Annotated in this window: 23 protein-coding genes and 1 pseudogene; 1 reads left to right on the forward strand and 23 read right to left on the reverse strand. The window is 56.9% G+C overall.

What is annotated here, in order from left to right; genetic code table 11:
* Positions 1-70: 70 nt before the first annotated feature.
* From spoIIE to glmU, 18 genes and pseudogenes are all read right to left on the reverse strand, one after another.
* Positions 71-2,544 (reverse strand): annotated as a pseudogene (spoIIE, locus tag Q7F15_RS20010) (stage II sporulation protein E).
* Positions 2,545-2,838: 294 nt separating this feature from the next.
* A complete protein-coding gene (locus Q7F15_RS20015) occupies positions 2,839-3,204 on the reverse strand; it encodes a S1 RNA-binding domain-containing protein (protein WP_171567215.1) in 366 nt (121 codons plus the stop codon).
* 42 nt (positions 3,205-3,246) lie between these two features.
* Positions 3,247-3,555 carry an FtsB family cell division protein gene (locus Q7F15_RS20020; protein ID WP_171567214.1) on the reverse strand — a complete coding sequence of 103 codons (309 nt, stop codon included), beginning with the start codon at positions 3,553-3,555 and terminating at the stop codon, positions 3,247-3,249.
* The gene (yabQ, locus tag Q7F15_RS20025) at positions 3,552-4,148 is read right to left on the reverse strand and encodes a spore cortex biosynthesis protein YabQ (RefSeq protein WP_304414837.1); all 597 of its coding nucleotides are present in this window, start codon (positions 4,146-4,148) and stop codon (positions 3,552-3,554) included. Before yabQ ends, Q7F15_RS20020 begins: the two co-directional genes overlap by 4 nt.
* Positions 4,145-4,429, reverse strand: coding sequence for a sporulation protein YabP (gene yabP, locus Q7F15_RS20030; protein ID WP_171567212.1), 285 nt, complete (start codon positions 4,427-4,429; stop codon positions 4,145-4,147). Before yabP ends, yabQ begins: the two co-directional genes overlap by 4 nt.
* Positions 4,430-4,580: 151 nt before the next feature.
* Positions 4,581-6,620 (reverse strand): copper amine oxidase N-terminal domain-containing protein, encoded by a 2,040-nt coding sequence (locus Q7F15_RS20035; RefSeq protein WP_216369541.1) that lies wholly within the window; start codon positions 6,618-6,620, stop codon positions 4,581-4,583.
* Positions 6,621-6,782: 162 nt separating this feature from the next.
* Positions 6,783-7,451 carry a tetratricopeptide repeat protein gene (locus tag Q7F15_RS20040; protein WP_171567210.1) on the reverse strand — a complete coding sequence of 223 codons (669 nt, stop codon included), beginning with the start codon at positions 7,449-7,451 and terminating at the stop codon, positions 6,783-6,785.
* A gap of 90 nt (positions 7,452-7,541) precedes the next feature.
* Entirely contained in the window at positions 7,542-7,835 is a 294-nt protein-coding gene (locus Q7F15_RS20045) for an RNA-binding S4 domain-containing protein (RefSeq protein WP_029098019.1), read from the reverse strand.
* Between the two features lie 21 nt (positions 7,836-7,856).
* Positions 7,857-9,332 carry a bifunctional methyltransferase/pyrophosphohydrolase YabN gene (yabN, locus tag Q7F15_RS20050; protein WP_171567209.1) on the reverse strand — a complete coding sequence of 492 codons (1,476 nt, stop codon included), beginning with the start codon at positions 9,330-9,332 and terminating at the stop codon, positions 7,857-7,859.
* Between the two features lie 30 nt (positions 9,333-9,362).
* Positions 9,363-11,000: a putative polysaccharide biosynthesis protein gene (locus Q7F15_RS20055; protein WP_171567208.1), complete on the reverse strand. Its 1,638-nt coding sequence runs from the start codon at positions 10,998-11,000 to the stop codon at positions 9,363-9,365.
* A gap of 142 nt (positions 11,001-11,142) precedes the next feature.
* On the reverse strand, positions 11,143-11,685 hold the full coding sequence (spoVT, locus tag Q7F15_RS20060; protein ID WP_171567207.1) for a stage V sporulation protein T: 543 nt from the start codon (positions 11,683-11,685) through the stop codon (positions 11,143-11,145).
* Positions 11,686-11,958: 273 nt separating this feature from the next.
* Positions 11,959-13,017: a peptidylprolyl isomerase gene (locus Q7F15_RS20065; protein WP_171567206.1), complete on the reverse strand. Its 1,059-nt coding sequence runs from the start codon at positions 13,015-13,017 to the stop codon at positions 11,959-11,961.
* Between the two features lie 36 nt (positions 13,018-13,053).
* Positions 13,054-16,602: a transcription-repair coupling factor gene (gene mfd, locus Q7F15_RS20070; RefSeq protein WP_304414838.1), complete on the reverse strand. Its 3,549-nt coding sequence runs from the start codon at positions 16,600-16,602 to the stop codon at positions 13,054-13,056.
* Between the two features lie 143 nt (positions 16,603-16,745).
* Positions 16,746-16,976, reverse strand: coding sequence for an anti-sigma-F factor Fin (locus Q7F15_RS20075; protein ID WP_171567204.1), 231 nt, complete (start codon positions 16,974-16,976; stop codon positions 16,746-16,748).
* Positions 16,977-17,091: 115 nt separating this feature from the next.
* Complete coding sequence (pth, locus tag Q7F15_RS20080; protein ID WP_171567203.1) at positions 17,092-17,658, reverse strand: aminoacyl-tRNA hydrolase; 567 nt, start codon at positions 17,656-17,658, stop codon at positions 17,092-17,094.
* Positions 17,659-17,953: 295 nt separating this feature from the next.
* A complete protein-coding gene (locus tag Q7F15_RS20085; RefSeq protein ID WP_304414839.1) occupies positions 17,954-18,577 on the reverse strand; it encodes a 50S ribosomal protein L25 in 624 nt (207 codons plus the stop codon).
* 89 nt (positions 18,578-18,666) lie between these two features.
* Positions 18,667-19,617 (reverse strand): ribose-phosphate diphosphokinase, encoded by a 951-nt coding sequence (locus Q7F15_RS20090; RefSeq protein ID WP_171567201.1) that lies wholly within the window; start codon positions 19,615-19,617, stop codon positions 18,667-18,669.
* A gap of 24 nt (positions 19,618-19,641) precedes the next feature.
* Positions 19,642-21,024: a bifunctional UDP-N-acetylglucosamine diphosphorylase/glucosamine-1-phosphate N-acetyltransferase GlmU gene (gene glmU / locus Q7F15_RS20095; RefSeq protein WP_171567200.1), complete on the reverse strand. Its 1,383-nt coding sequence runs from the start codon at positions 21,022-21,024 to the stop codon at positions 19,642-19,644.
* Between the two features lie 267 nt (positions 21,025-21,291).
* Here glmU and Q7F15_RS20100 point away from each other — a divergent pair, with 267 nt between their 5' ends.
* Entirely contained in the window at positions 21,292-22,308 is a 1,017-nt protein-coding gene (locus Q7F15_RS20100; protein ID WP_171567199.1) for a CobW family GTP-binding protein, read from the forward strand.
* A 121-nt stretch (positions 22,309-22,429) separates the two neighbouring features.
* Here the strand turns inward: Q7F15_RS20100 and spoVG are convergent, their stop codons facing one another.
* From spoVG to Q7F15_RS20125, 5 genes are all read right to left on the reverse strand, one after another.
* Positions 22,430-22,717, reverse strand: a complete 288-nt coding sequence (spoVG, locus tag Q7F15_RS20105; protein WP_029098031.1) for a septation regulator SpoVG — start codon at positions 22,715-22,717, stop codon at positions 22,430-22,432.
* A gap of 189 nt (positions 22,718-22,906) precedes the next feature.
* The gene (locus Q7F15_RS20110; protein ID WP_171567198.1) at positions 22,907-23,290 is read right to left on the reverse strand and encodes a RidA family protein; all 384 of its coding nucleotides are present in this window, start codon (positions 23,288-23,290) and stop codon (positions 22,907-22,909) included.
* A gap of 7 nt (positions 23,291-23,297) precedes the next feature.
* Positions 23,298-24,128, reverse strand: a complete 831-nt coding sequence (gene purR / locus Q7F15_RS20115) for a pur operon repressor (protein ID WP_171567197.1) — start codon at positions 24,126-24,128, stop codon at positions 23,298-23,300.
* A 58-nt stretch (positions 24,129-24,186) separates the two neighbouring features.
* The gene (gene ispE / locus Q7F15_RS20120) at positions 24,187-25,065 is read right to left on the reverse strand and encodes a 4-(cytidine 5'-diphospho)-2-C-methyl-D-erythritol kinase (protein ID WP_304414840.1); all 879 of its coding nucleotides are present in this window, start codon (positions 25,063-25,065) and stop codon (positions 24,187-24,189) included.
* Positions 25,066-25,153: 88 nt separating this feature from the next.
* Positions 25,154-26,311 (reverse strand): YdcF family protein, encoded by a 1,158-nt coding sequence (locus Q7F15_RS20125; RefSeq protein WP_171567195.1) that lies wholly within the window; start codon positions 26,309-26,311, stop codon positions 25,154-25,156.
* Between the last annotated feature and the right edge of the window lie 105 nt (positions 26,312-26,416).

Below are 26,416 nucleotides of genomic sequence, written 5' to 3' on the forward strand. Positions count from 1 at the left end.
AAATCTCCCCATTCTGCCTATATTTGTATTTCGCTACCAGTATCGACAGAGGGGAAGGGAATCATACCTTTCAGCTCACGACCCGCGGCCGTTCCAGCTTGGGCATCCCGTGCACCTGGATGGCCGACCACTGCGGCACAAAACGGTCGAGGCGAGCCACCAGCACGGTCATATCGTCGACAATGCTGCCGGAGTGCTGCCGGATCACCCGCTCCAAAAGCAGGTCGGCCACTTCCTGCGGGTCGGCCGTCTGCAGTTCGGAAATCATCCGCTTCATCCAGACCTGCCTGTTTTCGATGTGTCGGGGCGCCTCGTAAATGCCGTCGGACATCATGATCAGCAGGTCGCCTGGCTTCAATGTCCGCGTAACCACATCCACCTCGATATCCTCCAATATGCCGGCGGGCAGGTTGCTGGCGGTTACAGTGATGACGTCATCCCCCCGTTTGATGAAGCTGGGGGTAGAGCCGATTTTGACAAACCTGACATGGGCGGTCTGCAGGTCGATCAGCGCGAGATCGACCGTGGCAAACATCTCGTCGGTGGAGCGCAGCGCCAGTACGGAATTGACGGTCTTGATCGACAGTTTTTCGTCGATACCCGACCGGAGCAGCTGCTGCAGCATGTCCAACGCCGACTGGCTCTCCAGATACGCCCGCTCGCCGTTACCCATACCGTCGCTGATCGCCAAGGCCATCTTGCTGTTGCCCAGATCCATCGTGCGGAAACTGTCGCCGGACAACAGCTTGCCGTCCTTGGCGGCGCCGGCCACTCCGATGTCGATGTCGAACGCTTTGGCGGAAGCAAGGCACATCCGGCACGCCCCATCCTTTTGCGGCTCGCAGTGCCGCTCCCTCACCACGATGTTCTCGCCCAGGATTTCGGTCAGCATCGGAGCGACGATTTTGGCACACTCGTCCCGTCCGTAACAGGTCGGCTGGCTGATCTCGATGTCTACCTTGCCTTCTTCCAGGTTATGGATCTCCACACGACGCACAGACAGCCCCAGTCCTTCCAGGGCCTGCGACACCTGCTTTTCCTGCAGGGTCAGCTCCATGCCCTCCCGCTGAATCTCGCGGGCAAAATCGCTCATCACCCGGGAGACACCTGACAGTTGGTCGGCCACCAGCTTGCGGCTTTCCCGCACCTGCCGCTTCAACTGCTCAAATGACTGCTCCCGTTCGAATTCCTGCTCCATTACGGTAAACACCTTGTCCACCTTGACACATTTGCGCTCCCAGTCGCGCGGCGGAGTGACGCCGGCCAGCGTGCCGGTTTCGTACAGTTTTTCCGCCAGCCAGCGCATCCCTTGATACGTGGCCTGCGTATCCTTTTCCCAACACTGTTCTTTTTCCAGCACTTCTGGCAGGTAAACGAGGTCACCCGGCTCAGGAAGACGTCTGCCTGTTCTTCCCGCTCCTCGGCGTCGGACGTCTGGGCAAAGCTTTTGGAAAGCTGCGTGAACAGCTCGGCGAACTGCTGGATTTTCCCCGCCGTCACATCCCGCACGCGCCGCATGTACTCCTGGTGGGATTGCAGGTTTTCCGGCGTGCCGGGGATGAATCGGGCGACTTTTTTCCACAAAGCCGCCGGCGTCAGGACGAACAGGAGGATGGCCAGTCCCGATTCGGTCAACGACAGGTACAGGGTGTCCTCCGCCCCGCCGTAGATCGCCAGAATCGCCGTGCCGATCAAAAGCCCGGCGGAGACCCCTGCCTTGCCCGCCTCCTTGAGCAGTCCGGCCAGCAATCCGGAAAAAGCGAGCAGATTGATTTGCAGCAGCGCGCTGACGTTGGCCAGGCTGAGGATAAGACCGGTGACGACCCCCACCGCTGCCCCGATCGTCCCGCCGCCGGTAAAGGCAAACAGCAGCAGCAGGTAACGGGAGAGCACGTGTTCCATGGAGACGCCTTCGACGACCCAGTCCACCGTCCCCGTCATCAGCGACGCCAGCAGGATGACGAGCGACACCACTTCTTCATTTTTCAGCGGTTCGTACGGTTTGGCCAAATGGACGATCGACAGCGACTGGATGAAGATCAGCGTCAGCACAAAGCTGAGCACGCCCTCCACCGCCACCATTACCAGTTTGTACGTAGTTACCTGATTGGTAATGACAGCAAACAGCAGATGGCTGACGAACACCGTCACGAACACCAAAAGAGGCGTCCGGGAAAAATCCTTCCGCCGGAACCGCTCGCTCCATTTGCATACGAACAGACCAAGTGCGACACTGATGGTCGCCTGCAGGCCCAGCGGAATCGCCTGCGAAAACGCCCCGAGGATCAGCGCCGCAGCCGAAATGATTACGCAATCCCGACGCAGGTAGTACATCACCATGAGATACGGCACAACAAACGGCGACAGCTCCTCCAGGATCAGGGCTCGTCCGAGCAAAAAGCCCATCAACATCGGAAGGACATGCCATTTCTGTGCGGTATCTGCGACCTTTTGCCCCCAGCTGCCTGTCGCCGCTTCCCATTGTTGTGAGACACGGCGCGCCCATACATGGCCCGTGTCGGATATGTTTTTGTTTGCGATCATCGTTACACCACCCCGTTCTGGCATCAATGTGGTTACCATTATACGGAGGAGGTTTTGTAAATTTTGTCAAAATACCTTGAAGCATTCTCAGAATCGTGCGACAAATTCATTGACGCAAAGGGACAAAAAAAAACCGACGTTTTGGCGGTCAACGTCGGCTGACAGGTGATTCGCGCTTAGCGAAACGGGCTTAATAATTACCATTCGTCACGTTTTTAAAATGCCCTTCCTCAATTTATCGTCAAATTGCGCATTTTTGTTAGAAAGAAAAGTGAAAAAAGTCAAAACCTTTCGCTAACGACCTCGTCCTCGCTTGTCCCGTTTTTTCCGCAGAGACATCTGGCGGTCTTCGCTGTCCTTGAGGAACCGGCTCAGCTTTTCTTCAAACCCGTCTCCTCGCTCCCGCTGGGGACGCGGCCCCCGCTCCTTGTCCCGGGCTTTTTTAATGGACAGGCCAATCTTGCCGTCACGGACGTGCAATACCTTTACCGTCACGACATCGCCCACTTTCAGGTGCTGGTGAATATCCCTCACATACGTGTCCGCAATTTCGCTGATGTGCACGAGACCGGTCACGCCGCCGGGCAGCTCCACAAACGCGCCGAATTTCGTGATGCCAGTCACTTTTCCTTCAAGCTTGCTCCCTACCTCGACTCCCATGAAAGTGGAAAGCCTCCCTCTGCTCGTAGATAACCTGAGCGACTATTCCGGAATCACGTATATGCTCTCCCCAGGCTTGGTGAGAAACCACTCTTTTCGCGCCAGTTCGGCGATGTACTCCTGGTCGTACAGACGGCTTGCCTTGTAAGACAGCTCCGCTTGCTGCTGCTGTACCTCGGCCGCTTCCTTCTTCAGGGTTTCCAGCTCCGCTTCCTTCTCAGACAGCATTCCACTCTGGAGGTAGAGTGTGTAGCCGATCCAGACAAACAGGCAGAGGACGAAGAACAGAAAGAGACGTATCCTGCGCTTTTGCCCTTTTCTGTTGACGTGAGAGGGGGATGGTGTAGTCATGTCAGGCCACCTCTAATGTCGTTACTCCTGCTTCTTCTTAGAGTGAAACCAATTCTTCCAATTGGTCCAAAATCCTGTTGTGTTTCGGTACATTTTTTCCCCAAATGCCGACCCCATCTGGCAAAAGGAGACGCGGTGTAACGCGCCAGCTTCCACCCAAACCCGAACACGGTCATCACGGCCGCGTACAAAGACGCAAGCAACATGAAGACCAGGCGGTAGACAAACAGGATGGGACGGATGATGAGCAGGTCAATCACCCGCAAAATGGTTCGATATAACCACTTACAAAATTTTATCACGGCCATCAGGAATTGGATATACTTCTTACTTCCTATGACAAAATACACCCATGCCCCAAACAACATGCCGAGAAAGATGGGAAACCGTACAATGCCGTCATTCACCTTGACCAGGATGAAAAACACAAGCCCCATGCTGCCCAGCCAGAACAACACGTCGCAAACAAACAACAGCCACGCCGGCAGTCTGCTTCTTCCTGTCAAGACGTGGTAGGTATCGTACCCCATCCCCATTAGCGCCCCGCACGCCGACATGACCAGAACCGTTTGAATCTGAACGGCAATGCTCACTTGAACAACTTCCCGAAGAATCCTCTGGACCGGTCGCTGGCGTGCCCTTGTTCCAGATAGACCATTTCGTGAACCAGGCCGTCAATCGCCACTTCTCCGGTCTCCAGACTGAGGTTTTTCATATGCAGGTTCTGGCCGCGTATGGTTAAATAGCCGCCTTCCGTCTCCAGCAAGAACTCCTCGCTGTCAAAGCTTTCGACGTTTTTCACTCCGGAAATCGCCAGGCTGCGGCGGTTGATCATCACGACTTCGTGGCGAGGCCGCTTCATCTGGTCGTTCATCCTGCTCCCTCCTAACGTACCGCTTCTTGTACCATCGTATGGAGGGGGATGTCCTTTTAGACCAAAAAACAGCCCCACCGAAGATGACGGTGAGGCTGCCCCAACACTAAGCCCCGTTTCCGCGGAAACGGGGCAGCGTGCTTTCGTGTGTTTACTTGTACACGGTGTAGTTGCCGTTGTAGTAGGTGATCTTGTACTGCGTCCGCTCGGCGACGAATCGGAGCGGCACGACCGGCATGTTGTTGCGCGCCTGTACGGCGACCGGCAGCGTCACCGCCTTGCCGTTGACGGTCGCGGTCTTGGACCCGACCGTGAACTGGATGGTAGTGCCCCCGCTGACGATCCGCGCGGAGGACTTGGTCCAGGTCACGGACATGCCGAGCGCGTCGCGGAAGAAAGACGCGGGCATCAGCGTGTGGCCGTTTACGGTGAACGGCGCTGCTGCCAAGGCTTGCGTCTTGCCCTGTTTGGTAAACGACGCCACGTTTGCCTTGAAGCTGACTGCGTTTGGCGACACGATGGTAACCGGGCGGGAGAACAGCACTCCCTGCTGTTCGGACGTATAAACCCCGATGCTGTAGGTGCCCGGCGCAGCCGGTGCGGCGATGCCTGCCGACTCCAGCACGTTGATTTGGACCGGCACGTTAACCGGGAGGTCTTGCGCCGGGTAGACGAGCACGTTCTTGCCGCGAACGCCGACGTACGCGGCCGCTACCCCGTTGACGGTCACGCTGTTCGGCTGGATGTACGCCGGTACGCGGAATTCGAGCGGCAGTACGATTTCGACAAAGCCCTTGTTTTTCTCCAGCGGCATGCCCAGTGCCTTGATTCCGACCTGCAGGCCGGTGACTGCCTGCGCCGCCGTTTTGGTCAGCCCCACTGTGGCCGTGCTGTTGTCCACAGCCACCGGCGCGGCGGGAACTGCCATACCGGTGATGTCGAACGGTTTGGACCAGTACTTTTTCTTGTCCACCGTGACGACCAGCTCGTACGATCCCGCTGTTTTCGGGTTGGTCACAAAGGCATCCAGGCCAAACTCAATGCTCAGCTTGCTGCTGCTGCTAAACCGGCTGGGCGTGCGAAAAGAAACCTTTCCGCCGCTGACGCCGACGTTGGTCACCTGTTCGCCGTTCACCTTGATCGCGGACTCGGAGATGAAGGGCGGGACCATGTCCACACTGGGAAACTCCACCGTGATGTCGGTGCCGCCGCTCACTTTGGCGGACAAATTCAGATCCATCCGGTAACTGCTGCGGGCCCCCGGAGCCTTGTCGGAGAGGGCTACGTCAAAGGACGCCTTTTTGGAATCCTTGATCTCGACTTTCTCCGACTCGTACGTACGATTGTTGTACGACACCTTGTACACGTAGCTGGTTCCGGCCTCGGACGGGTTTTGAATATCCGCCGATGTGGCAAACTCCAGCTTGATGTAGTTGTCCCCGTCCGCGCCGCTGGGCACCTCGATTCGCACGGTGTCACTGTCCGTGACGGAGACGTTCTGGGCTTTGTAGCTGTTAACCTTGACATCGGATTTGTCGATGCTTTTCGGCAGCATGTCCTTTGCCGGGAAATCGACGTAGATGTACTTGCCCTTTTTCAACTTGTCCGACTTGGACAGGCTGATTTTGCCCAGCGTCAGCGAGGTGGAAGCTCCCGCATCTTGACTGCTTTGGCTGACTTCGAACGATTTGCTGCTTGTTTTGTTGCTGCTTGAGGATTTGCCGACGGACACCTTGTAGCTTTTTGACGACTCGTTTGAGGTCTCCACTTTGATGGTATAGTCGCCCTTGCTTTTCGGATTGGTGATCTTGTCGATCGTCAGGGTCAGCGTCGTGTCCGCCTTCACCCGTTCGTCCACTTTTACTTTGACGGTGGTCTTGCTCACTGACACGCTCTTGATGTCGATCGAGCGGCCACGGTCATCCTCCAAGCTGACGTCCGACCGTTTCAGACTTTTGTACACCTTGTAATCGCTGGGAAACTTGACGATGATCTCGTCTCCGGCCTTCAGGTCCTTGTCGATTTCAATCTCGATCGTGTATTCGGTCTCCTCATCCGTGTCCGGATCGTCTGCTGAAACATCTTCCACGGTCAAGGCATGAACGGTCTGCGGAACTGCCGCGAACGGCCCGGTCAACACCGTGACGGCCAACAGCGCGGACAAGCCTGTTTTCGCGCTTTTGTTCACCATTAACGCCTCCTTTTCCTGCAACTCCCTCCATCATAGGAAATGAGTGGGAAAGAAGTCGTTACAAACAGGTAACAAATCCCTGCGAACCGCTTTCTCCGGTGTTTCCCGCAGCCGTGTTCGCTGCACCCTGATGGCCAGGAGGCCGCATTCACGCGTCGATCTTCATCGATTCAGCCACGCCAGCAGCGCCCACCGCCGTTCCATGCGCCGCTTGTAGGCCGGCAGTCCGCGATAGACCTCAACCGCCTCGCGAAACGCCTGCTTGGCCCGTTCCTTCTGCGTAAGCTCCGCGTACAGCTTCCCCAGCTTGTAGTAGACCTCGCACGACGACGTGTGCATGGACGCCAGCTCTTCCAGGAACCCCAGCGCCTTTTCGCGCTGGTTATGGGCGGCATAGGCTTCGCCCAGCCGGAGGTACGGTTCCCCGTATTTGACGCGCGGATTGATCGTCAGAGCTTGCTGAAGCAGCCGCTCTCCCTCCTCCACCCGGCCCAATTTGAGGCAGCAGATGCCGCGATCGCTCAGATACTCGGCCGATTCTCCCATCGACGGCGCTATCTCTTCCAGATAGGCCAATGCCTCCTCGTACCGCCGCCTCTCCATGAGCAGCCGGGCGGCCTCCAGCTTTGCCGAGGTGTCGTGCGGATTGAGCGCTACCTGACGCTTGAGCGCAGCCAGACGCCGGTTTTGGCGAAACGGTTTGGTAATGTCGGGCAGCAGCCGGACAAAGCGAAGATCAAGCAGATACAAAAGAAGCAAAATGATGATCAGGGCGGCAAACGGGTTGCCGGTCAGCCACCACAAGATCGAAAACAAGAAGACTTTCCCCACAGTTTCTCCCTCTATTCTTCGCGTAAGTTGTTCGCTATTACTATAAGAGGCTCCCTGGTCATTGTCAATTTTTGTGAGAAAAAGAAAAGACTACCCTCTGAGGTAGTCCTCTTCTTCCTTTTCGTCGCGCGGCACCGGCACTTCGCCTACTACGGTGTACAGGGAAGCGGCCTCCTCCTTGCGCGGGTTCTCCTTGATGTCCTCCACTTTGACCACGACGATCTTCTGGCCGAAGCGAATTGCCAGTTTGTCGCCGATCTTGACAGTGCTGGAGGCTTTCGCAGGCCGGTCGTTGATTTCCACGCGCCCCTGATCGCACACTTCCTTGGCCAGGGTGCGCCGTTTGATCAGCCGCGACACTTTCAGGTATTTGTCCAACCTCATGGACACGGTTCCCCCCTTCTTTTATTCGCGGTGTTTTGCTTCCTCCCACCAGGCGTCCATCTCCTGCAGATTGGTCTCTTCAAAGGTACGGCCTGCCTGGCGCAGTTTCTCCTCGATGTAGGCAAAGCGGCGCTTGAATTTGCGGTTGGTCTTCGCCAATGCTTCCTCCGGGTCCAGCTTGAGGAAGCGGGCGAGATTGACGACCGCAAACAGCAGATCGCCCAGTTCACCGGCGCGCTCTTCCGGCGCAGCTTCCCGCAGCTCCCGGAACTCTTCCTCCACTTTCCCGAAAACGTCGGCGATGTCGTCCCAGTCAAACCCGACTTCTGCCGCCTTTTTCTGCAGCTTGTAGGCGTACATCAACGCCGGCAGGTCGCGCGGAATGCCGTCCAACTGCGACCGGGAGCCAGGCTCGATGCCTTTGGCCGCCTTTTCCCGGGCCTTGATTTCCTGCCAGTTGGCCAACGCTTCCTCCGCGTTGCCTGCGCTTTTGTCGCCAAACACGTGCGGGTGACGGCGAATCAGCTTTTCGTTTAGCCCGGCGACGACGTCGTCTACAGTGAAGTAGCCGTCCTCCGCCGCCATCTGGGCATGCAGCATGATCTGCATCAGGAGGTCTCCCAACTCTTCGCACATCGCGTCGGGATCGTCGTCGTCGATGGTCTCCAGCACCTCGTACGTCTCTTCGATCAGATTCTTGCGGATGCTCTGATGGGTCTGCTCCCGATCCCATGGACAGCCATCCGGGCTGCGCAGGATGGCGACAATCTCTTTCAAATAGGCAAACTGCCGGTAACGCACCCGCTCGTCCTGCGTCGGCGCCACGTAGACCAGTGTCAGGTTGCCGAAGTGATCCAGCCGGTCCAGCTCGTACAGCGGCACCGTTTCGATCCGCTCCTGTCCGGCTACGCCGACTGCGGTCGCCACCGTGACTGGATGCTCGTCCGGCAGTACCTCCATCAGCGTCAGCTTGACGTCGGAGGCCACAAACCTGTCATACACCTGAGCGATAATGGTGTGCAGCATCGGATTTACCTGATCAGCCCGCATGTCCGTGCCGTCCAGCAGGGCAAACCCCTCGATCGGATCGATCTGCAGGCGGGCAAACAGCGGATCGAGAAAACTTTGTCCGCCTCCGATCACAACACGGACCTCTCCGTTCGCCTCCCGCTCCAGCAGCAGTTGGACAGTTCGCTCCGCCACCAGCGGATGACCGGGCACAGCGTAGACAATGCTGCCCTCCTCTGCCGTTTTTGCCAGAAGCGTCTCGACAATCCGTTCGTACACCTCTGCAAATGTCCCGTGCTGTTCGTAAATCTCGTCGAACGACTCGTAGGCGACACCCTCCGCGGCCAGACTGGCCACCACCGGGTGCTCCCGGGTTCTGAGGTAGAGCTTTTTAGCCTGCTTCAATGTACGGTAGACCCCGTACGGCAGTTGTTCCAAATCGCCCGCGCCGAGTCCGACGACCGTAATCGTGCCCGCCGCATCACTCATGCGCCGTCCCTCCTTGTTTTCCTTCTCAACTCATTGTCCGCGCAGCAGACCAATCCGTTCCAGCAGCGCAACGATCCGTGCCCCCTTCGGCAGGAAGCGGAGATCGTCCCGCGTCAATCCGCCCGTTTTCAACAGCGCCAGCAAATAGACCACTGCGCCACACCCGACCGCTAACAGGGCCGTAAGCGTGTAGGCAAGCCGGCTGGACGAAAGCGCGCCGGGCGCCAGCATCATGCATCCCCATTCCACCACAAGCACGACGACGGACATGATCAGCACCGACAAAAACGGCTTCTTGGCAATCTGCCGCAAACCGATGCGCGCCTTGGTGTACTTGACGACTCCCAACACGTTGAGCCCCATGGCGACCAGATACGCCATCACAGTGGCAAACGCCGCCCCGGCAATGCCCCAGAACGGCACCAGCGCCAGGTTCAGCACCAGTTTGAAGACGACTCCGATCAGCAGGTTGCGGGCCGGGCGCATCACCCGTCCCATTCCCTGCAGGATGCCGGCACTGGCGATGCTCAGCGTGGCAAACAGGATGGTAAAGGCCTGGATGGCCAGCGCTTCCGTCCCTTTGTCGTCGCCGTAGAGCATGATGTTGACCGGCTCTGCCAGCAGCGCCAGTCCGACCGAAGCCGGCAGTCCCAGCAAAAAGGTGAGCCGGATCGCCACTTCCGAACGGCCGGCAATCAGCCGGTACTGCCGCTGTGCCGCCGCCTCGCTGATCGCCGGAACCAGCGCCAGCGAGAGGGAAGTGGCGAAAAACGTGCCAAACTGAATCAACGGCTGCCCCCGGTCATAGGCGCCCTTTGCCACTTTCGCCAATTCTTCCTCCATGCCGCTCCACTGCAGCATGTTGACGACGGTCAGCGAGTCCACCAGCGGGATCAGGGGCAGCACCAGCGCCCCCATGCAGATTGGCAGGGCGTAAAACAACAGGCTTTTCAGCACCTGCCGGTTGCCCCAGACAGCCACGTCGGCCGATTGGGTCACGCCCTCCCCGATCGGTCCGGACTGCTTGTCCCTTTTCCAGTACCACAACAGGACAAGCACCGCCGCCACCGCCCCGGGAAATGCGGCGAAAACTGCGCCCGTTCCTGCCAAATAGGCGTCCTGGTAGACGCTCATGGCCCAGAAAGCGGCCAACAGAATGAAAACAACCCGGATCAGCTGTTCAATCACCTGCGATACCCCGGTCGGCATCATGTTTTGATGTCCTTGAAAGTACCCTCGCAAAATGGCTGCCATCGGCACGATCGGCAGCGACCAGGCGACCGCCCGTAGTGGGGTGACCAGGTGTTCATCCCCCATGAAGCTGGCGATCAGCGGTGCTCCGCCGTACAGCAGCGCAAAGAAAAAGAACCCCAGCACCACAAGTGTGACGCTGGCAACGCGAAACGCCTTGCGCGCGCCAAGCACATCCCCGACCGCGATGCGTTCGGAGACAATCTTGGAGATGGCGATGGGAAACCCGGCCGTCGCCAGGATCAACAGCGTGGTATACAGCGGATACACCTGCATGTAGACGTACAAGCCGATGTCGCCGGCAATATTTTGGTACGGGATGCGGTACACTGCACCCAGCAGTTTGGAGACCAGCCCGGCTGCCCCCAATATGGCCGCTCCTTTTACAAATTGGACGGATGCCTTTTCCTGAGCCATGCGCGTGATGTTCTCCTCTCAAAACACAAACTGCGTCCATTATATCACAACCGATCAACGGGAAGAAAAGCGGGGGATTGACGCGTCCTCCACCTCCGGACGTAAAAAAAAACAGCCCCGCCGCACGAGGCTGTTTGACGTGTTACTGCTCCATCTGCTTGGCCAGGAAACCGGCCGCTGTCTCTGCCATTTTCATTTCCAGATCGCCCATCTTGGTCCCCTCGTTTTTCGTGAGGAGAATCACCGCACCAATCGGGTCGCCGCCGGCCACGATCGGCGCGATCACAAAGGACCCGTACGTTTCTTGCAGGTCGCGGCAAATTTCATACGTGCCCGAATTCTTTTCGACGCGCGTCTTCCGCTCTTCCAGGCATTTTTCCACGATGCTGCCGATCGGCTTCTCCAGGTACTCCTTCTTGGATGCGCCGGACACGGCGATGACGCTGTCGCGGTCGGAAATCAGGATGATATGGTTCAGGCTTTCGTACAGCGAGTCAGCGTATTCCTTGGCGAAATCACCCAGTTCTCCGATGGGCGAATACTTCTTCAGGATAACCTCCCCGTCGCGGTCCACGAAGATCTCCAGCGGATCGCCTTCGCGAATGCGCAGGGTGCGACGAATCTCCTTTGGTATCACGACCCGGCCGAGGTCGTCGATGCGACGAACAATACCAGTTGCTTTCATGTCATGTTGCCTCGCTTTCGTGAGAAGTGGGTTGTGAAAGAGTTGGTGGTTACCTGTATTTTTTCCTCAGATTCTCATTTTAACGACGAGTGACGACTGCAACATTTTCCAGTTTGATTTTGTTACTCTCCCCCGGGCGGTAGCGAGTGACTATAGTATTCGCCGGAGCTTCAAGAATATGCGAGAAAACGAAAAAACAGGGAACCTGAGTTCCCTGTCAGACTGAAGACGTTGCATTTCCAGGCCAAAAGGCCTGCACTCAAAAGACCCGTCCTATTTGGCCTGTTCCGCAGGCTGTTTCACTTCCGGAAGGTTGTACTTGGTAATCAGCTTGTCCAGCTCGGTATTGCCGAATTTGTCGTACTCCTGCTCCAACGCCTGCGCGCGAAGCTGTTCCTTCATCTCGTCAAAGCTCTTTTGTTTCCGGCTTTCCACCTTCATTACATGGTAGCCGTAATCAGTTTTTACCGGATCACTGATTTGCCCGATTGGCAGTTTCAGGGCCGCGTCCTTGAACTCCGGCACCCATTGGCTCACGTCGGCGTCTTCGTACAGACCGCCCGTGTCCTTGCTGCCCGGGTCGTCGCTGTGCTCTTTGGCCAGTTTGGCGAAATCCTCCCCTTTTTTCAGGCGGGCCGCCAGATCGTTGGCCAGTTTGAGCGCTTCTTCCGGTTTCCGATTTTCGGTGGAGATCAGGATGTGGCGGACAGAGGCGACGGTCAGCGATTCCTTGCTCATGCCGTCGTACATCTTTTTCAACGCCGCGTCATCAATGTTCTTTTTCAGCACGTTGATCGAGTTGTTGATGAGCGTCATCTGATCGATCACGAGATTCTTGGTGACGCCCTGATTCTCCATCAGCTTGTCAAACTTGGCATTGTCGTTGCCCAGGAGGCTGAGATACTGCTCTTTGATCTTGTCGAAGCTCTTCTCAGCCGTCTCCCTGGACTCTTTCTCGATCGCAGCGTCGGCTTTGGCGGCCAGGATTTTCGTCGCCGTGAATTCACGGGCGAACGTTTTTAACATCTCCTGATCCGCCACTTCGATCATTTGCCCCTGCATCGGATTGAGGAAGTTAATCACTCGCAGGAACGTCTCAAATTCCTTCCCGCTGAGCGTGCCTCCCTGGTACTCGACGACAGCGGCATTTTGATCCACTTTGAACGGCAGGTTCAGCTTGGGAAACTGCGCCAGCGGATCGTTTGCCTGGTCACCTGCTGCTTGGTTCTGGTTGGTCTGGTTGGAAGCATCTGTGTTGTTGTCTCCTCCGCATCCGGTCAGCAGTGCCACGACCAGGACGGCGGAAGACAAAATGGCTACAGATCGTTTCATGGAATGGCTCTCCCTTCCCGAAAAGCCCGTTCTCCCTCAGGAGACGGTGCTTTCCGTACTGGTGTCCTTGCGCACCAAGTGAAATTGACGCAGCAGCTTTTCGACAAGCTGCACGCCTTCATCTTCCCGTAACCCTTTTACTTTAACAGTAATGACGATCTGTTGTCCACCCGAGAGCCCCAATCGCCTGTTCCAATTGCTGGCCAGTGCGAACAACGCGCCGCCGTCGATGTTGTTGTTCTGGCTGGGATGCAGATACAGTTTGATCTCGTCCGGATTTTTCTGGCTGATCTCGGTGATGTGGTGCTTGAGCGCGTACACCCGCAGGCGTGAGATCGTGAGCAGGTTCTCCACCGGTTTCGGCACGGGGCCGAAGCGGTCCAGCAGTTCCTCGGCCAGGTCGTCCACGTCCTCCAGGGAGGAGACGGCCACAAATTTTTTGTACATCTCGATTTTCTGCCGGCTGTCGGTGATGTAGAGCGACGGGATGTAGGCGTCCAGCTGCAGGTTGATCTCCACCGGGGAGACGCTCTCCTGCTTCACTTCCCCTTTCAGCTCGTCAATCGCCTCTTTCAGCATCTGGCTGTACAGGTCAAACCCGACCGAGTTGATGAATCCGTGCTGCTCGGCGCCCAGCAGATTCCCGGCGCCGCGGATGGAGAGGTCGCGCATCGCGATCTTAAAGCCAGAGCCGAGCTCGGTAAACTCCTTGATCGCCTGCAGCCGCTTCTCCGCCACTTCGGTCAGCACTTTGTCCCGCTGGTAGGTAAAGTAGGCATAGGCAATCCGGTTGGACCGGCCAACCCGTCCGCGGAGCTGGTACAGTTGGGACAAGCCCATTTTGTCCGCATTGTAGATGATCAGCGTGTTCACGTTGGGGATGTCCACGCCCGTTTCAATGATCGTCGTGCTGACCAGCACATCGTAATTGCCTTCCAAAAAGTCCAGGATGATGCCTTCCAGCTCGCTCTCGTTCATCTGGCCGTGCGCCACGGCGACGCGGGCGTCCGGCACGAGCGCAGCGATTTGCTCCGCCATCTGCTCGATCCCCTGCACCTGGTTGTAGAGGAAAAAGACCTGACCACCGCGGGCCAGTTCCCGTTCGATCGCCTCCCGCACCAGCGCCGGGCCGTACTCCATGACATAGGTTTGCACCGGGAAGCGGTTTTCCGGCGGCGTCTCGATTACGGACAGGTCGCGCACGCCGATCATCGACATGTGCAGTGTCCGTGGAATCGGCGTCGCGGTCAGGGTCAGCACATCCACGTTGGTCTTCATCTGTTTCAGTTTTTCCTTGTGGGTGACACCAAAACGCTGTTCTTCATCGACGATCAATAGTCCCAGGTCGCGAAACTGGACGTCTTTGGACAGCAGTCGGTGCGTCCCGATGACGACGTCCACCGTGCCTTCCTTCAGCCCTTTCAGCGCGGCGTTCTGCTCTTTGCGCGAGCGGAACCGGCTGAGCACTTCGACACGGATCGGGTAGTCGGCAAAACGCTCGCGGAAGGTCTCGTAATGCTGCTGCGCCAAAATGGTGGTGGGCACAAGCACGGCCACCTGCTTGCCGTCCATGACCGCCTTGAAGGCCGCCCGGATGGCCACCTCTGTCTTGCCGTAGCCCACGTCGCCGCAGACGAGACGGTCCATCGGCCGACGCTTTTCCATGTCCTGCTTGACTTCAGCGATCGCCCGGAGCTGGTCGGGCGTCTCCTGGTAGGGAAACATCGCCTCAAACTCCCGCTGTTCCGCCGTGTCAGGCGAGAAGGCGTGGCCCACAGCCGCTTCCCGGGCCGCGTAGAGCTTGATCAGGTCTTCCGCAATGTCTTTGACGGAGGACTTCACCTTGTTCTTGACGCGCTTCCACTCGCTGCCCCCGAGGCTGTAGATTTTCGGCTCCGACTCTTCGCTGCCCACGTATTTCTGCACGTGGTCAATCTGGTCGATCGGCACAAACAGGCTGTCTCCGCCGGCATACTGAATATGCAAGTAATCTTTATGAATTCCGAGAATTTCTTTGGTTTCGATCCCCAGGTATTTGCCGATCCCGTGGTTGACGTGCACGACGTAGTCGCCCGGTTTTAGCTCCAGGTAGTTTTTGATCCGCTCGGCGTTGGTCATCGTCTGTTGGACTTTGCGCGCCTTGCGCTGTTTGGGGGTAAAGACTTCCCCCTCGGTGATGACGACGAGCTTGTTCAACGGCAGTTCAAACCCGGTTTGCAGGTTGCCGATAATAATGGTCGGACGACCGGGTGGAACCGATTCCACCGACTCGGTCAGCAGGTCGGCTTCCATCTCGTAGTCATGCAGCACCCGTTCCAGACGCTTGGCCCGCTCCAGATCGGCGGCAACGAAAACGATCTGGTCCTGCGATTTTTTCCAACGGGCCAGCTCCGTCTTCAGCACGTTCATCTGGCCGTGGAAGTTTTGCATCGTCCGGCAGGTGAGATTGACGATGTTTTGCGGCTGCGTTTTGGGCGATTGGCGCAAAAACAAAGACAGGTAGACGATCTGCCGCTTTTTCGCGCCCACGGTCTCCTCGTAGGAGCGGGACAAGCTCAAATTGGCCATGTACTCCCCTTCGGCGATCCGGCCGGTCAGCCACTCCGCCTCCTCTTTTTGAAGCTGCGCCGCCGTATCCAGCACGCGGGACGGTTCGTCCACGATCAGCACCGTGTCAGCCGGCATATAGGAAAGCAGCGTATCGTTCGTCGGGTAAAGGACCGAGATGTAGGAATAGAGATGGGAAAACCGCTGTCCCTGCATCATCCGTTCCACGTCGGCGCCGATTTTTTGCACCACTTTTTCCTTGGCCGCCCCGTCCTTCAGTTTGGATACGGTTTCGCCCAGCTTTTGCTCCAGCCGGACAGCTGCCTCCTGCAAGAGTGCGGTCGTGGCAAAGACCTCCTTGGCCGGCCCGATTGTAAACGACTGGACGGACGTAAGCGAGCGCTGCGTTCCCATGTCAAATGTGCGGATCGAGTCGATTTCCACATCAAACAGCTCGATCCGCACCGGCCATTCCGAGTCGATCGGGTACAGGTCAATGATCCCGCCGCGCACGCTGAATTCACCTTTTCGCTCCACCATGTCGACGCGCTCGTACCCCAACTCCACACAGCGGAGCAAAAACGCGTCAATGTCCAGTTCTTCGCCGACCCGCAGTTCGATCTGCGCGTCCCGCCAGATGTGAGGCGGCACGACCAGACGGCGTACGCCGGCGAACGGCGCAACCAAAATACCCGTAAAGCCTCGGGCTAAACGGTTGAACACGTGTACGCGCTGCGCCAGCATCTCGGGACTGGCGATCGCCAGTTCGGAGCCTATCAATTCGTTTCCGGGAAAGAGCAGCACCTCGTCGGCGGGGAGGAGTTCGATCAGATCCTCGTACACTTTTTGCGCTTGAAACATGTTATGGGTGATGACGCACATCGGACGGCCCGCCATCTGTTTGAGCGCCACCATCAGCGCTTGCCGGGCGGAACCGGCCAGACCGGAGACGAGCTGTTCGTGCAGCCCCTTTTCCAGGCCGGCGACAATTGTCCCGATGTTGGCGTCCCGTTTTATCGGGTTAATGATGACTTGCATTCATTAGTCCCCTCTCTGGATTTTCTGTCATGCGAAAAGAAGCCTTAGCTCAAGAAGCCAAGGCCTTGTCCTTGCAAGCCTTACACCGAAAGCATTTCGCTTCCTCCATATATTATTTATAAGAGGATGCAGCTGTAGGAGTGTTATTGGAGCGGATTACCGATCAGGGAAAGCTCCGGATGCAGATCCAGCGCCTCACGACAGTAGGCGCACGTGATGCTGACAACCGTGTCCCCCTCAGGTTCTTTGGTTATTATAAGAGCACGTTCTTCCGGGGTCAAGGAATCCAACCCCAACTGTGCTTCCGTCACACGCGCATCGTCAAATTCCGCAATCCTGATGCCGCAGCAGCGGCAGACATAGCGAATGCTCACTCGCAATACACCCCCAGGCGAATCTACCGCTTAGTATGGTCGAGGGGGTGGAAAAACATACTTGATCAAGCCGCATGGCGTGAGCGGTTTTTTGACGTTCAGACGCTTAACCGTGTTACTTCCGACTGTTGTAGCGGTTCATCACGAGCTCAAACGGTTCTCTCGTCCACATCGCGGCAGCCTCAGCTGCCTGCTCCACGGCAGCGTTGATCACCGGGCGCTCGGCGGCAGAAAAAGTCTGCAAAACGTAATCGCTTACACTCCTTCCCGGTTCGGGGCGACCGATGCCCACCTTGATTCGCTTGAACTCCTGGGTACCCATGTGCTGGATCAGCGATTTGATGCCGTTGTGTCCGCCAGCGCTGCCCTTTAACCGCAGGCGAAGCTGGCCGCAAGGCAGATCCAAATCGTCGTAAATTACCACAATATCATCCGGCGTCAGCTTGTAAAACGACAGCACCTCGATAACGGACTCCCCGGACAGATTCATGTAAGTCTGCGGTTTGACCAGCAGCACCTTTTCCCCTTCGATCCGGCCCTCGCCAACAATGGCGCGAAACTTGTGCTGTTGTACGGGAATGTTCCACTTATCGCTAATTTTATCTATGGCCATAAACCCTGCATTATGTCTTGTATCTTCATATTTTTTGCCGGGGTTGCCCAGCCCAATGATCACTTTCACGGTTGTTCCCTCCTAACCTCCCCTCATTGTACATAGAAAACCAAGCTCCGCCAAGGCGGTGACACCTACATAAAAAAGCCCCGAACATCCGGGGCACAGACTGAAGACAAACGGTTCATTGAGTTAGCGTCCACAAAAAATGATTTCCAGGCCGAAAGGCCTGCCCATTCATCAACCGAAGCGGAAGACAATGTGCATCGCATGGAGGGATGGGCCAAGCGAGCGGGCCCGATCTCCCCTGCGCCGCGGACTTTGTCTACACGCTGAGCCCCAAACATCCGGGGCAGGAGCCACTCTATGTGGTTTTGGCTTTCTCTGGCGGCGATCCGGCCTCTTCGGCCACAGCCTCGGCCGACTGTTCCGCCTCCACTGCTTCGTCCGACTTGGCCTTCACCGGCAGGATGCTTACAACCACTTCCATCTCGTCAATCCCGAGATCGACGTCGGGCGGAATCTCCAGATCTTTGGCCAGCACCACGTCGCCGATGTTGAGGCCGTCGACATTGACGGTAAACGCTTCGGGAATGCTGCCGGGCAGGCAGGAGATTTCCACGCTGTGGCGGACCAAGGTGGCCACCCCCAGTTCCGGGTCACCCTCCAGCAGCACCGGGACGCTGGTGTGCACTTTTTCATTCATATTGATTTTTTTGAAGTCAGCATGAAGAATGATGCCCTTCACGGGATGACGCTGCAGTTCGTAGACCATCACGGGGTGTTCGTTGCCGTTGACCACCAGCTTGAATGGCTTGTTGGTGGACTGATGGCGCAGGGCCTGATCCAGTTCCCGTCCATTCACCTGGATCGCCAGGTTCTGGACGTCGCTTCCGTAGACGACAGCCGGGACCCAGCCCTGGCGTCGCAGTTCGTTGTTCGTCGGCTGTTCTCCCTTGCGGCGGATGATCGCCTTGATCGTTTCCACAAAAAAACCTCCTCTGGACAGCTAGCAGATTCTTCCTTCTCCCTAGCTTGTCCAGCGGAGGCGTATTTCAATCGTCTGACCGGGTTGTACTAATCAAACAGCTTGCTGACAGACAGCTCTTCGTGAACGCGGATGATCGCTTCCCCGATAATCGGTGCCACAGACAGCACCTTGATCTTGTCGATCATCCGATCCTGGCTCAACGGGATGGTGTTGGTCACTACCAATTCGCTAATCTTGGAATCGTTGATTCGCTGGATGGCCGGGCCGGACAGCACCGGATGCGTGCAGCACGCGTACACGTCACGCGCACCTGCTTCCACCAGCGCGTTGGCCGCCAGCGTAATCGTGCCAGCCGTATCGATGATGTCGTCAATGATGATTGCTGTCTTACCCTCGATGTTCCCGACGATGTTCATCACTTCTGCAACATTTGGCTCCGGACGGCGCTTGTCGATGATCGCAATCGGCGCTTCCAGGCGCTCCGCCAGCCTGCGGGCACGGGTTACGCCACCGTGGTCAGGCGAGACGACGACGATGTCCTGCAGGCCTTTTTCGGCAAAGTATTTCCCCAGAATCGGTACGCCCAACAGGTGGTCGACCGGGATGTCGAAAAAGCCCTGGATTTGCGTCGCGTGCAGGTCCATCGTGATGACGCGGTGCGCCCCTGCGGTCTCGATCAGATTGGCGACCAGTTTGGCCGTAATCGGATCGCGCGCGCGGGCTTTCCGGTCCTGACGGGCGTACCCGTAATACGGAATCACGACGTTGATGCTCTTGGCAGAGGCGCGTTTCAGCGCATCGACCATCACAAGCAGTTCCATCAGGTGTTCGTTAACGGGAGCACATGTTGGCTGAATCACAAACACGTCACAACCGCGAACGCTTTCGTTCAATTTGATTTGACACTCGCCGTCGCTGAAGCGGACTGCTTCCGCATTGCCCAGCGGTACACCGATGTGCTCCGCAATCTCTTTTGCCAGTTGGCGATTTGCGTTGCACGTAAAGACTTTCAGTTTGGGATCGCGGTAGTTAGCCATGATAGTTAAAAAAACCCCCCGTTGTTAATCCTTCTTGCCTTTGCGTGGCAGTTTGTTAGCATAACCCGGCTTGTTTATCTGTCGCTCTCGAGCAATGGCCAGCGCTTCGTCCGGCACGTCCTGTGTAATGGTGGAACCCGCTGCTACATACGCTTGTTGTCCCACAGTAACCGGCGCAACGAGATTGGTGTTGCAGCCGATAAAGGAGCCGTCCATTACGACTGTTTTGTGTTTGACGGCGCCGTCATAGTTGACCGTAATCGTACCGCAGCCGATGTTGACACCCTCGCCAATCTCGGCATCGCCTACGTAGCTGAGGTGCGGTACCTTGGTGCCTTTGCCGATTTTCGCATTTTTCAGTTCGACAAAGTCGCCGATTTTGACACTCGGGCCAATTTCCGTTCCCGGCCGCACATAAGCAAACGGTCCGACCGTGGAGTCTGCTTCCACACGAGCGTCGACCATGACGGAGTAGGAGATGGTGACACGGTCTGCCACCTGCACATTGCTCAAATCCGCCTGCGGACCAATCACGCAATCGGCGCCGATGGTTGTCCCTGCGCGCAAATACGTTCCGGGCTGAATCACCGTATCCGCACCGATCACCACGTCCGCTTCGATGTACGTGGATGCGGGGTCGACAATGGTCACGCCGTTTTTCATATGGCGCACGGCGATGCGTTTGCGCATGTATGCTTCGGCTTCGGCCAGCTGCGAGCGGTCGTTGACGCCCATCGTTTCATCCGGGTCAACCGCTTCAAACGCGGCCACCTTTTCTCCTGCTTCCCGCAGAATGCCGATACAATCCGTCACATAGTATTCACCTTGAGCGTTGTCATTTTTCACTTGTGCCAAGGCTTTCAATAATTTTTGATTGTCAAAACAGTATATGCCTGTGTTGATTTCTCTGATCACCCGTTCCTCTGGAGTTGCGTCCTTGTGCTCGACGATCGCCTGCACCTCACCTGTTTCACTGCGCACGATGCGTCCGTAACCGGTCGGGTCCGGGACGACAGCAGTCAGTACAGTTGCAGCTGCCTGCTGCTCTTCGTGATAGCGCAAGAGAGCAGTGAGCGTCTCCTCGGACAGGAGGGGTACATCTCCGTACAAAATAAACGTAGTTCCTTCTTTCGCCTGCAAAAACGGTACCGCCTGCTGTACGGCATGAGCCGTACCCAACTGTTCCTTCTGCAAAGCGTACGTGACGCGGTCGCCCAATCTGGAACGAACAGCGTCAGCACCATGACCTACGACGACGATGACATCCTCCACCCGCATGGAAGCCAGCGTGTCCACCACATGCTGGACCATGGGCTTGCCGCAGACGGGGTGAAGAACTTTGTACAGCTTCGATTTCATCCGCGTTCCCTGACCGGCAGCCAGTACCACGGCATGGATCTTAGACATGTCAACCCTCCAACGTATAAGTTCCACAATGACTATATCTTAATCAAATGGTGATTTCAAGACGGTAGGCACTGGTTTCCCATGGCGATTTTTAGTCGTTTGACGCCTGTTTCCCACCTGGATTATGATGGGAAGTGAACCGAGAGCGGGTCTTCAAGGGAATTGTCAGTCTCTTGCGAAAATATAAATGTAACATTTTTGACATTTTTCCCAACTCCGCCCTCCGTGTTCTGACCGTTACATGACAAGGCAAGGGGGATGGTGGCGTTGAGCGCTGGCGTATACATGTTGACCGGGTATCTGGGCAGCGGAAAGACGACGCTGTTACAAAAACTGCTGGCCTATCTGCAAAGCCAGGACGGTCGGGTCGTGGTCCTGATGAATGAAATGGGCGATGAAGACATCGACGGCGAGCAGATTCAGGGTTTTGGCTTTCCGGTAAAAAAGCTTCTGGACGGCTGCATCTGCTGCTCCATTCGCGGGGAGCTGACGGAAGGTCTGAAGGACATTCTCGCTTCCTTTGAGCCTGACCACATCCTGATCGAAACCACCGGCGTGGCCGATCCGGTCGATGTAGTGGACGCACTGACACATCCGGAGCTGTACGACAGATTGGAGCTCAAGGGAATCATCAGCGTCGTGGACGCGTCCCGCTTCCGCAGCCTTATCTCCCGTTTTCAGTCGAGCAGCACGCTGGTCAAGACGATCCGCAACCAGGTGAAGTACGCCGATTTGCTTCTATTAAATAAAATCGATCTGGTCACCCCGGATGTGTTGGAAAAAGTAAAGGCCAAGCTGCTGGAGCTGAATCCGCACGCTCCGATCCACCAGACGATCCAGAGCGACATGGACCTGCGGGAACTGTTGAACATCAAACGCGCCGCCGAACGCAGTGCAGCCATACAGGCCCGTGACAAGGCCGGCACTCCTGTGCAAAAAAGCATAGGACGAATGTCCACCCTGGATAAAGTAAAACGATCGCTCGGCTTCTCAGCCGGTCAGCCGTCGCTGTACAACAGCATCGAAACCTTTTCCTACCATTTTACTGGACCGGTAGACGCAGACAAGTTTGAGGATTTTCTCTGGGATCTGCCGAAAAACGTCTACCGCGCCAAAGGGTACGTGCTGTTTAAAGGAAGGGAGGAACTGATTTCATTTCAGCACACCGAAAACCAGGTGCACCTGTTTCCGTTCGAAAACTTCGGTCCGAAGATGGTAGCCGTCTTTATCGGCGAAGGATTGGACAGGGAAAAAATCATAGCCGATCTGGAGGCCTGCTATTAGCGGCGAAAACGGCAACAGGACCGGGACCGGTGGAACAGCCTCGCTTGGCTTTTCGTCCGGCTGCTTCGGCAAGAACAAAGCACCCAGTCGTCGAGACCGGGTGCTTTTTGCTGGACTTGAATCAAGCGCCTGCTTCGATGGTGTTCTCTTCTTCCTGACCGACGCGCTCGTATTCAGCCAGCACAGCAGCCTGAATCTTTTCGCGCGTGGCAGAGGAGATCGGATGTGCGATGTCGCGGAACTCCCCATCCGGGGTGCGTTTGCTGGGCATCGCAACAAACATGCCATTGTTCCCGTCAATGACACGGATATCATGAACCACGAATTCATGGTCAATCGTAATGGACGCAATGGCTTTCATTCTACCATCCGTATTCACTCGGCGAAGTCTTACGTCTGTTACTTCCATTAAGTTCACTCCCTTTATCTATCAAAGCGTTTAGGATTATTTCCACGCTCTGGGTAAATATTCCTGCTGGGTTACCGAATTTTTGAAAAAAAAACGATAATTTTTCTCTCCCCTGGGGGACAAATGCGCAAAAAACAAGTCCGACACGGCCTGGTGTCGGACTTTTTGATTATACTACACGATTCTCCATTATTCTCCTGCGTACGCAATGACTTCGATTTCCACCTTGACGTCGCGCGGCAGACGAGCCACTTCCACCGTAGAACGGGCCGGTTTGTGATCGCCAAAGTATTCGGCGTACACGTCGTTCAGCCGGCCAAAATCGTTCATGTCCTTGATAAACACAGTCGCTTTCACCACATCAGCGAGCGACAGCCCGGCTTCGGCCAGGATCGCCTTGATGTTGGCAAACACCTGGTGCGCCTGGTCCACGATATCCCCTTCGACCAGGGTGCCGTCCGGGCGCAGCGGGATTTGACCGGATGCATACAGAAACGGGCCTGCCTTGACCGCCTGGCTGTACGGACCGATTGCCGCCGGCGCCTTGTCCGTCGAAACAAATGAAATCGCCATCTGTTCATTACTCCTCTCTGTTGTGAAAATAACTGCCCAGCTCGATCTCGATCTGCTTGCCCTTCACATCCACATCGCGCAGCTTGGCCAGCGAAACGTACTCGTCCACGAGACGATCCGTGACGTCAGCCGTCTCCACCAACACGCCGCAGCCCACCACAGTGGCGCGGAACTCCTGCAGGAGATCGATCATGCCGCGAATCGTGCCGCCGGCCTTCATGAAATCGTCGACGATCAGGACACGGGACTGTTCGGCCAGCGCGCGGCGGGCAAGCGACATCGTCTGAATGCGCTTGCTCGAGCCGGACACGTAATTGATGCTGACCACGGATCCTTCCGTCACCTTGTTGTCGCGCCGAACGATCACAACTGGCACGTTCAGATAGGCGGCCGTTGCGTAGGCGAGCGGAATCCCCTTGGTTTCCACCGTCATGACCACTTCCACGTTCTTTTCGGCAAAGGCGGTGGCAAACAGCTTGCCGATCCGGGCCATGGTGGCCGGATGGCCGAGGATGTCAGACATGTACAGGTAGCCGCCCGGCAGCAGGCGGTCGGGATTTTCCAAATGGCCGATCAGTTCGCGCATGAAGTGAAGGGCCTGTTCCGTCTTCATCTGAGGAATGTACTTCACGCCGCCAGCCGCTCCCGCTACCGTTCGCAGCGCACCCACACCCTGGCTCTCAAACGCTTCCTTGATAATGGACAAGTCTTCGCTGATGGACGACTTTGCCGCTCCGTACTGTTCGGCAAACATGGTGAGTGGAATCAGCGTGTGGGGATGGGCGAGCAAGTGCTGCGTCATGTCGACCAGACGCGCACTTCTGCGCATTTTCTTCATGATTCTTCCTCCAAAAAAACCGAATATTATGGTGCTAATTTATCATTTCCATACGGGATCATGCAAGCATTTCCCCATCAGGCATCCCCAGCATGCGGGCCACGAACACGTCTTTGACAAATCCGCGCAGCGCGTTGTAGATACGGTGGACCTTCGCTTCCTTTTGCACGAGGGCGAACACGGTCGGTCCGCTCCCCGACATCAGCACCCCGTCCGCTCCCGACTGTTCCATCAGCTCCTTGATCTGCCGGACCTGCGGGTGCATGTCCAACGTCACCTCTTCCAGCACGTTACCCATGGAGCGGCACATCAGTGAAAAATCCTGTTCGCGAATCGACCTGATCATTTGCTCTGTGGAAGGATGGCAGGCGATCTCCTGAACGCGCAATCGGCCGTACACGTCAGCCGTGGAGACCCCGATCGGCGGTTTCGCCAATATGACCCAGCAAGGAGCGGGAGCCGGCAAATGGGTGATCTGCTCACCTCTCCCCCTGGCGAGTGCCGTGCCGCCGTAGACGCAAAACGGCACATCGGACCCGATTTCCGCCCCGATGGCGGCCAGCTCGTCCAGACTCAGCCCGAGATTCCAAAGCTTGTTTAGGCCGCGCAGGGCGGCTGCCGCGTCACTGCTTCCTCCGGCCAGTCCGGCGGCTACCGGAATCTGTTTGTCAATATGCACATGTACGCCCTGACGTATCTGATAGCGTTCACGCAGCAGCACCGCCGCCTTGTAGGCGTGGTTGCGTATGTCGTCCGGTACAAAACTGGCAGAGCAGTCCAGCGTAATGGCGCCGTCCTGGCGCAAGGTCAGGTCTACGCGATCCGCCAAGTCCACTGTGGTCATCACCATTTCCACTTCGTGATAACCGTCCGGCCGTTTGGCCAGCACGTCGAGAGTCAGGTTGATTTTGGCGGGCGCTTTGACCGAGATACGCATGTTGTTCACCTCTGCCTACGTTCAGATTTTCTAGTCTCTTATTGTAGCACAGGGGTTCTCTGCCGTGCCAGTTGGACGGAAGAAAAGCCTATCGCTGTTTTCCGGGATACGCCCAGATGCCCGAAGCTCTCAACAGGTCACGGTAGGTGACCAGTCGCTCGTCTTTCGTCACCTGCTGCGCCTCCTCGATCGTCGGGTAATCCAGGCTGGCCACATGGCTAAATCTGACGCTCCCGCTGCTGCCGTTCATCTTCGCGTACAATTCGCCGGCTTCGCGAAAGACGGTCAATGCCCGTCTCATATGGCTCGCGCTGGTCACCAGCGTGACGTCGCGGATCCCTTCCCGCTCCAGGATCGCCATCGTAAACAGGGCGTTTTCCACCGTGTCCGTCGACTTGTTCTCCAGGAGGATGCGGTCCTGGTCAATCCCTTGGGAGACCAGCCATCGGCTCATCGCGTCCGCTTCGGTGACGCCCTGCTTTGGCACTCCGCCGGTAACGATGATGTTGGCCTGCGGGTATTGTCTGGCGACCGCCAGGCCCGTTTTCAGCCGGTCCACGAGCGGCTGGCGCATCGAACCGTCGTCCGCCAGCGCGTAGCCCAGGATCACGATCGCGTGCCGGGTTTGCGGCAGCCCGGCCGGAACCGCGGTGTTGAGCCTGCCGGCCAGGATCTCGTCTGTCGCCCGCAGCTTTTCCAGATAGGCGGCCGTCCTTTGCGGATCGATCGTCCGCAGCCTGGACACGGCCTCCTGAAACGCCCGCTCGTCTCCGTTCGCCTTGGAGTAGACGGCGAACAGCAGGGTGGCGTTGAAATTGTCAGGGTCCAGGCGCAGGATCTGCCGGTACGTCTGCAGGGCTTCGGGCAGCTTTTTCTGGATGACCTGCGTCGACGCCAGCGAAAACTTCAGATCCAGATTGTACGGATCGAGGATCGTCGCTTCCCGAAAAGCGTGTTCGACCACATCGTATTTGCCTTTCAGGGTGATGCCCTTGAAGATTTCCTTTTCCGCTTGCTGCAGGTCGCCGCCGTGCCAGTAGTAGTACATGGCCGTGTCGACCAACTGATTGATGCGGACGGATGTGGGCTCGTCGTTTTGGATGACGCTCGCCGGCGCTTCCGCAGACGCTGATGGCGGCGGCTCGGGAGATACCGCCTCCGTTTGGGCCGGAACTGGTGTATAGAGCGCCGTAGAGATGACAAAAGCGGCCACTGTTCCCCGTACGATTCCCTTGCTTTTCCACATACTTCCCATTCCTCCTGTCGCTGATCGATCTGTTTGGTGCGTAACCCTCGCCTGTTCCCGGTCTGCTGCCCGCTTTCACCTCCTGAAAAAAGCATGAGCGTCCAG

Origin of the sequence: Brevibacillus aydinogluensis, assembly GCF_961514395.1 — a bacterium.
Classification (GTDB): Bacteria; Bacillota; Bacilli; order Brevibacillales; family Brevibacillaceae; genus Brevibacillus; species Brevibacillus aydinogluensis.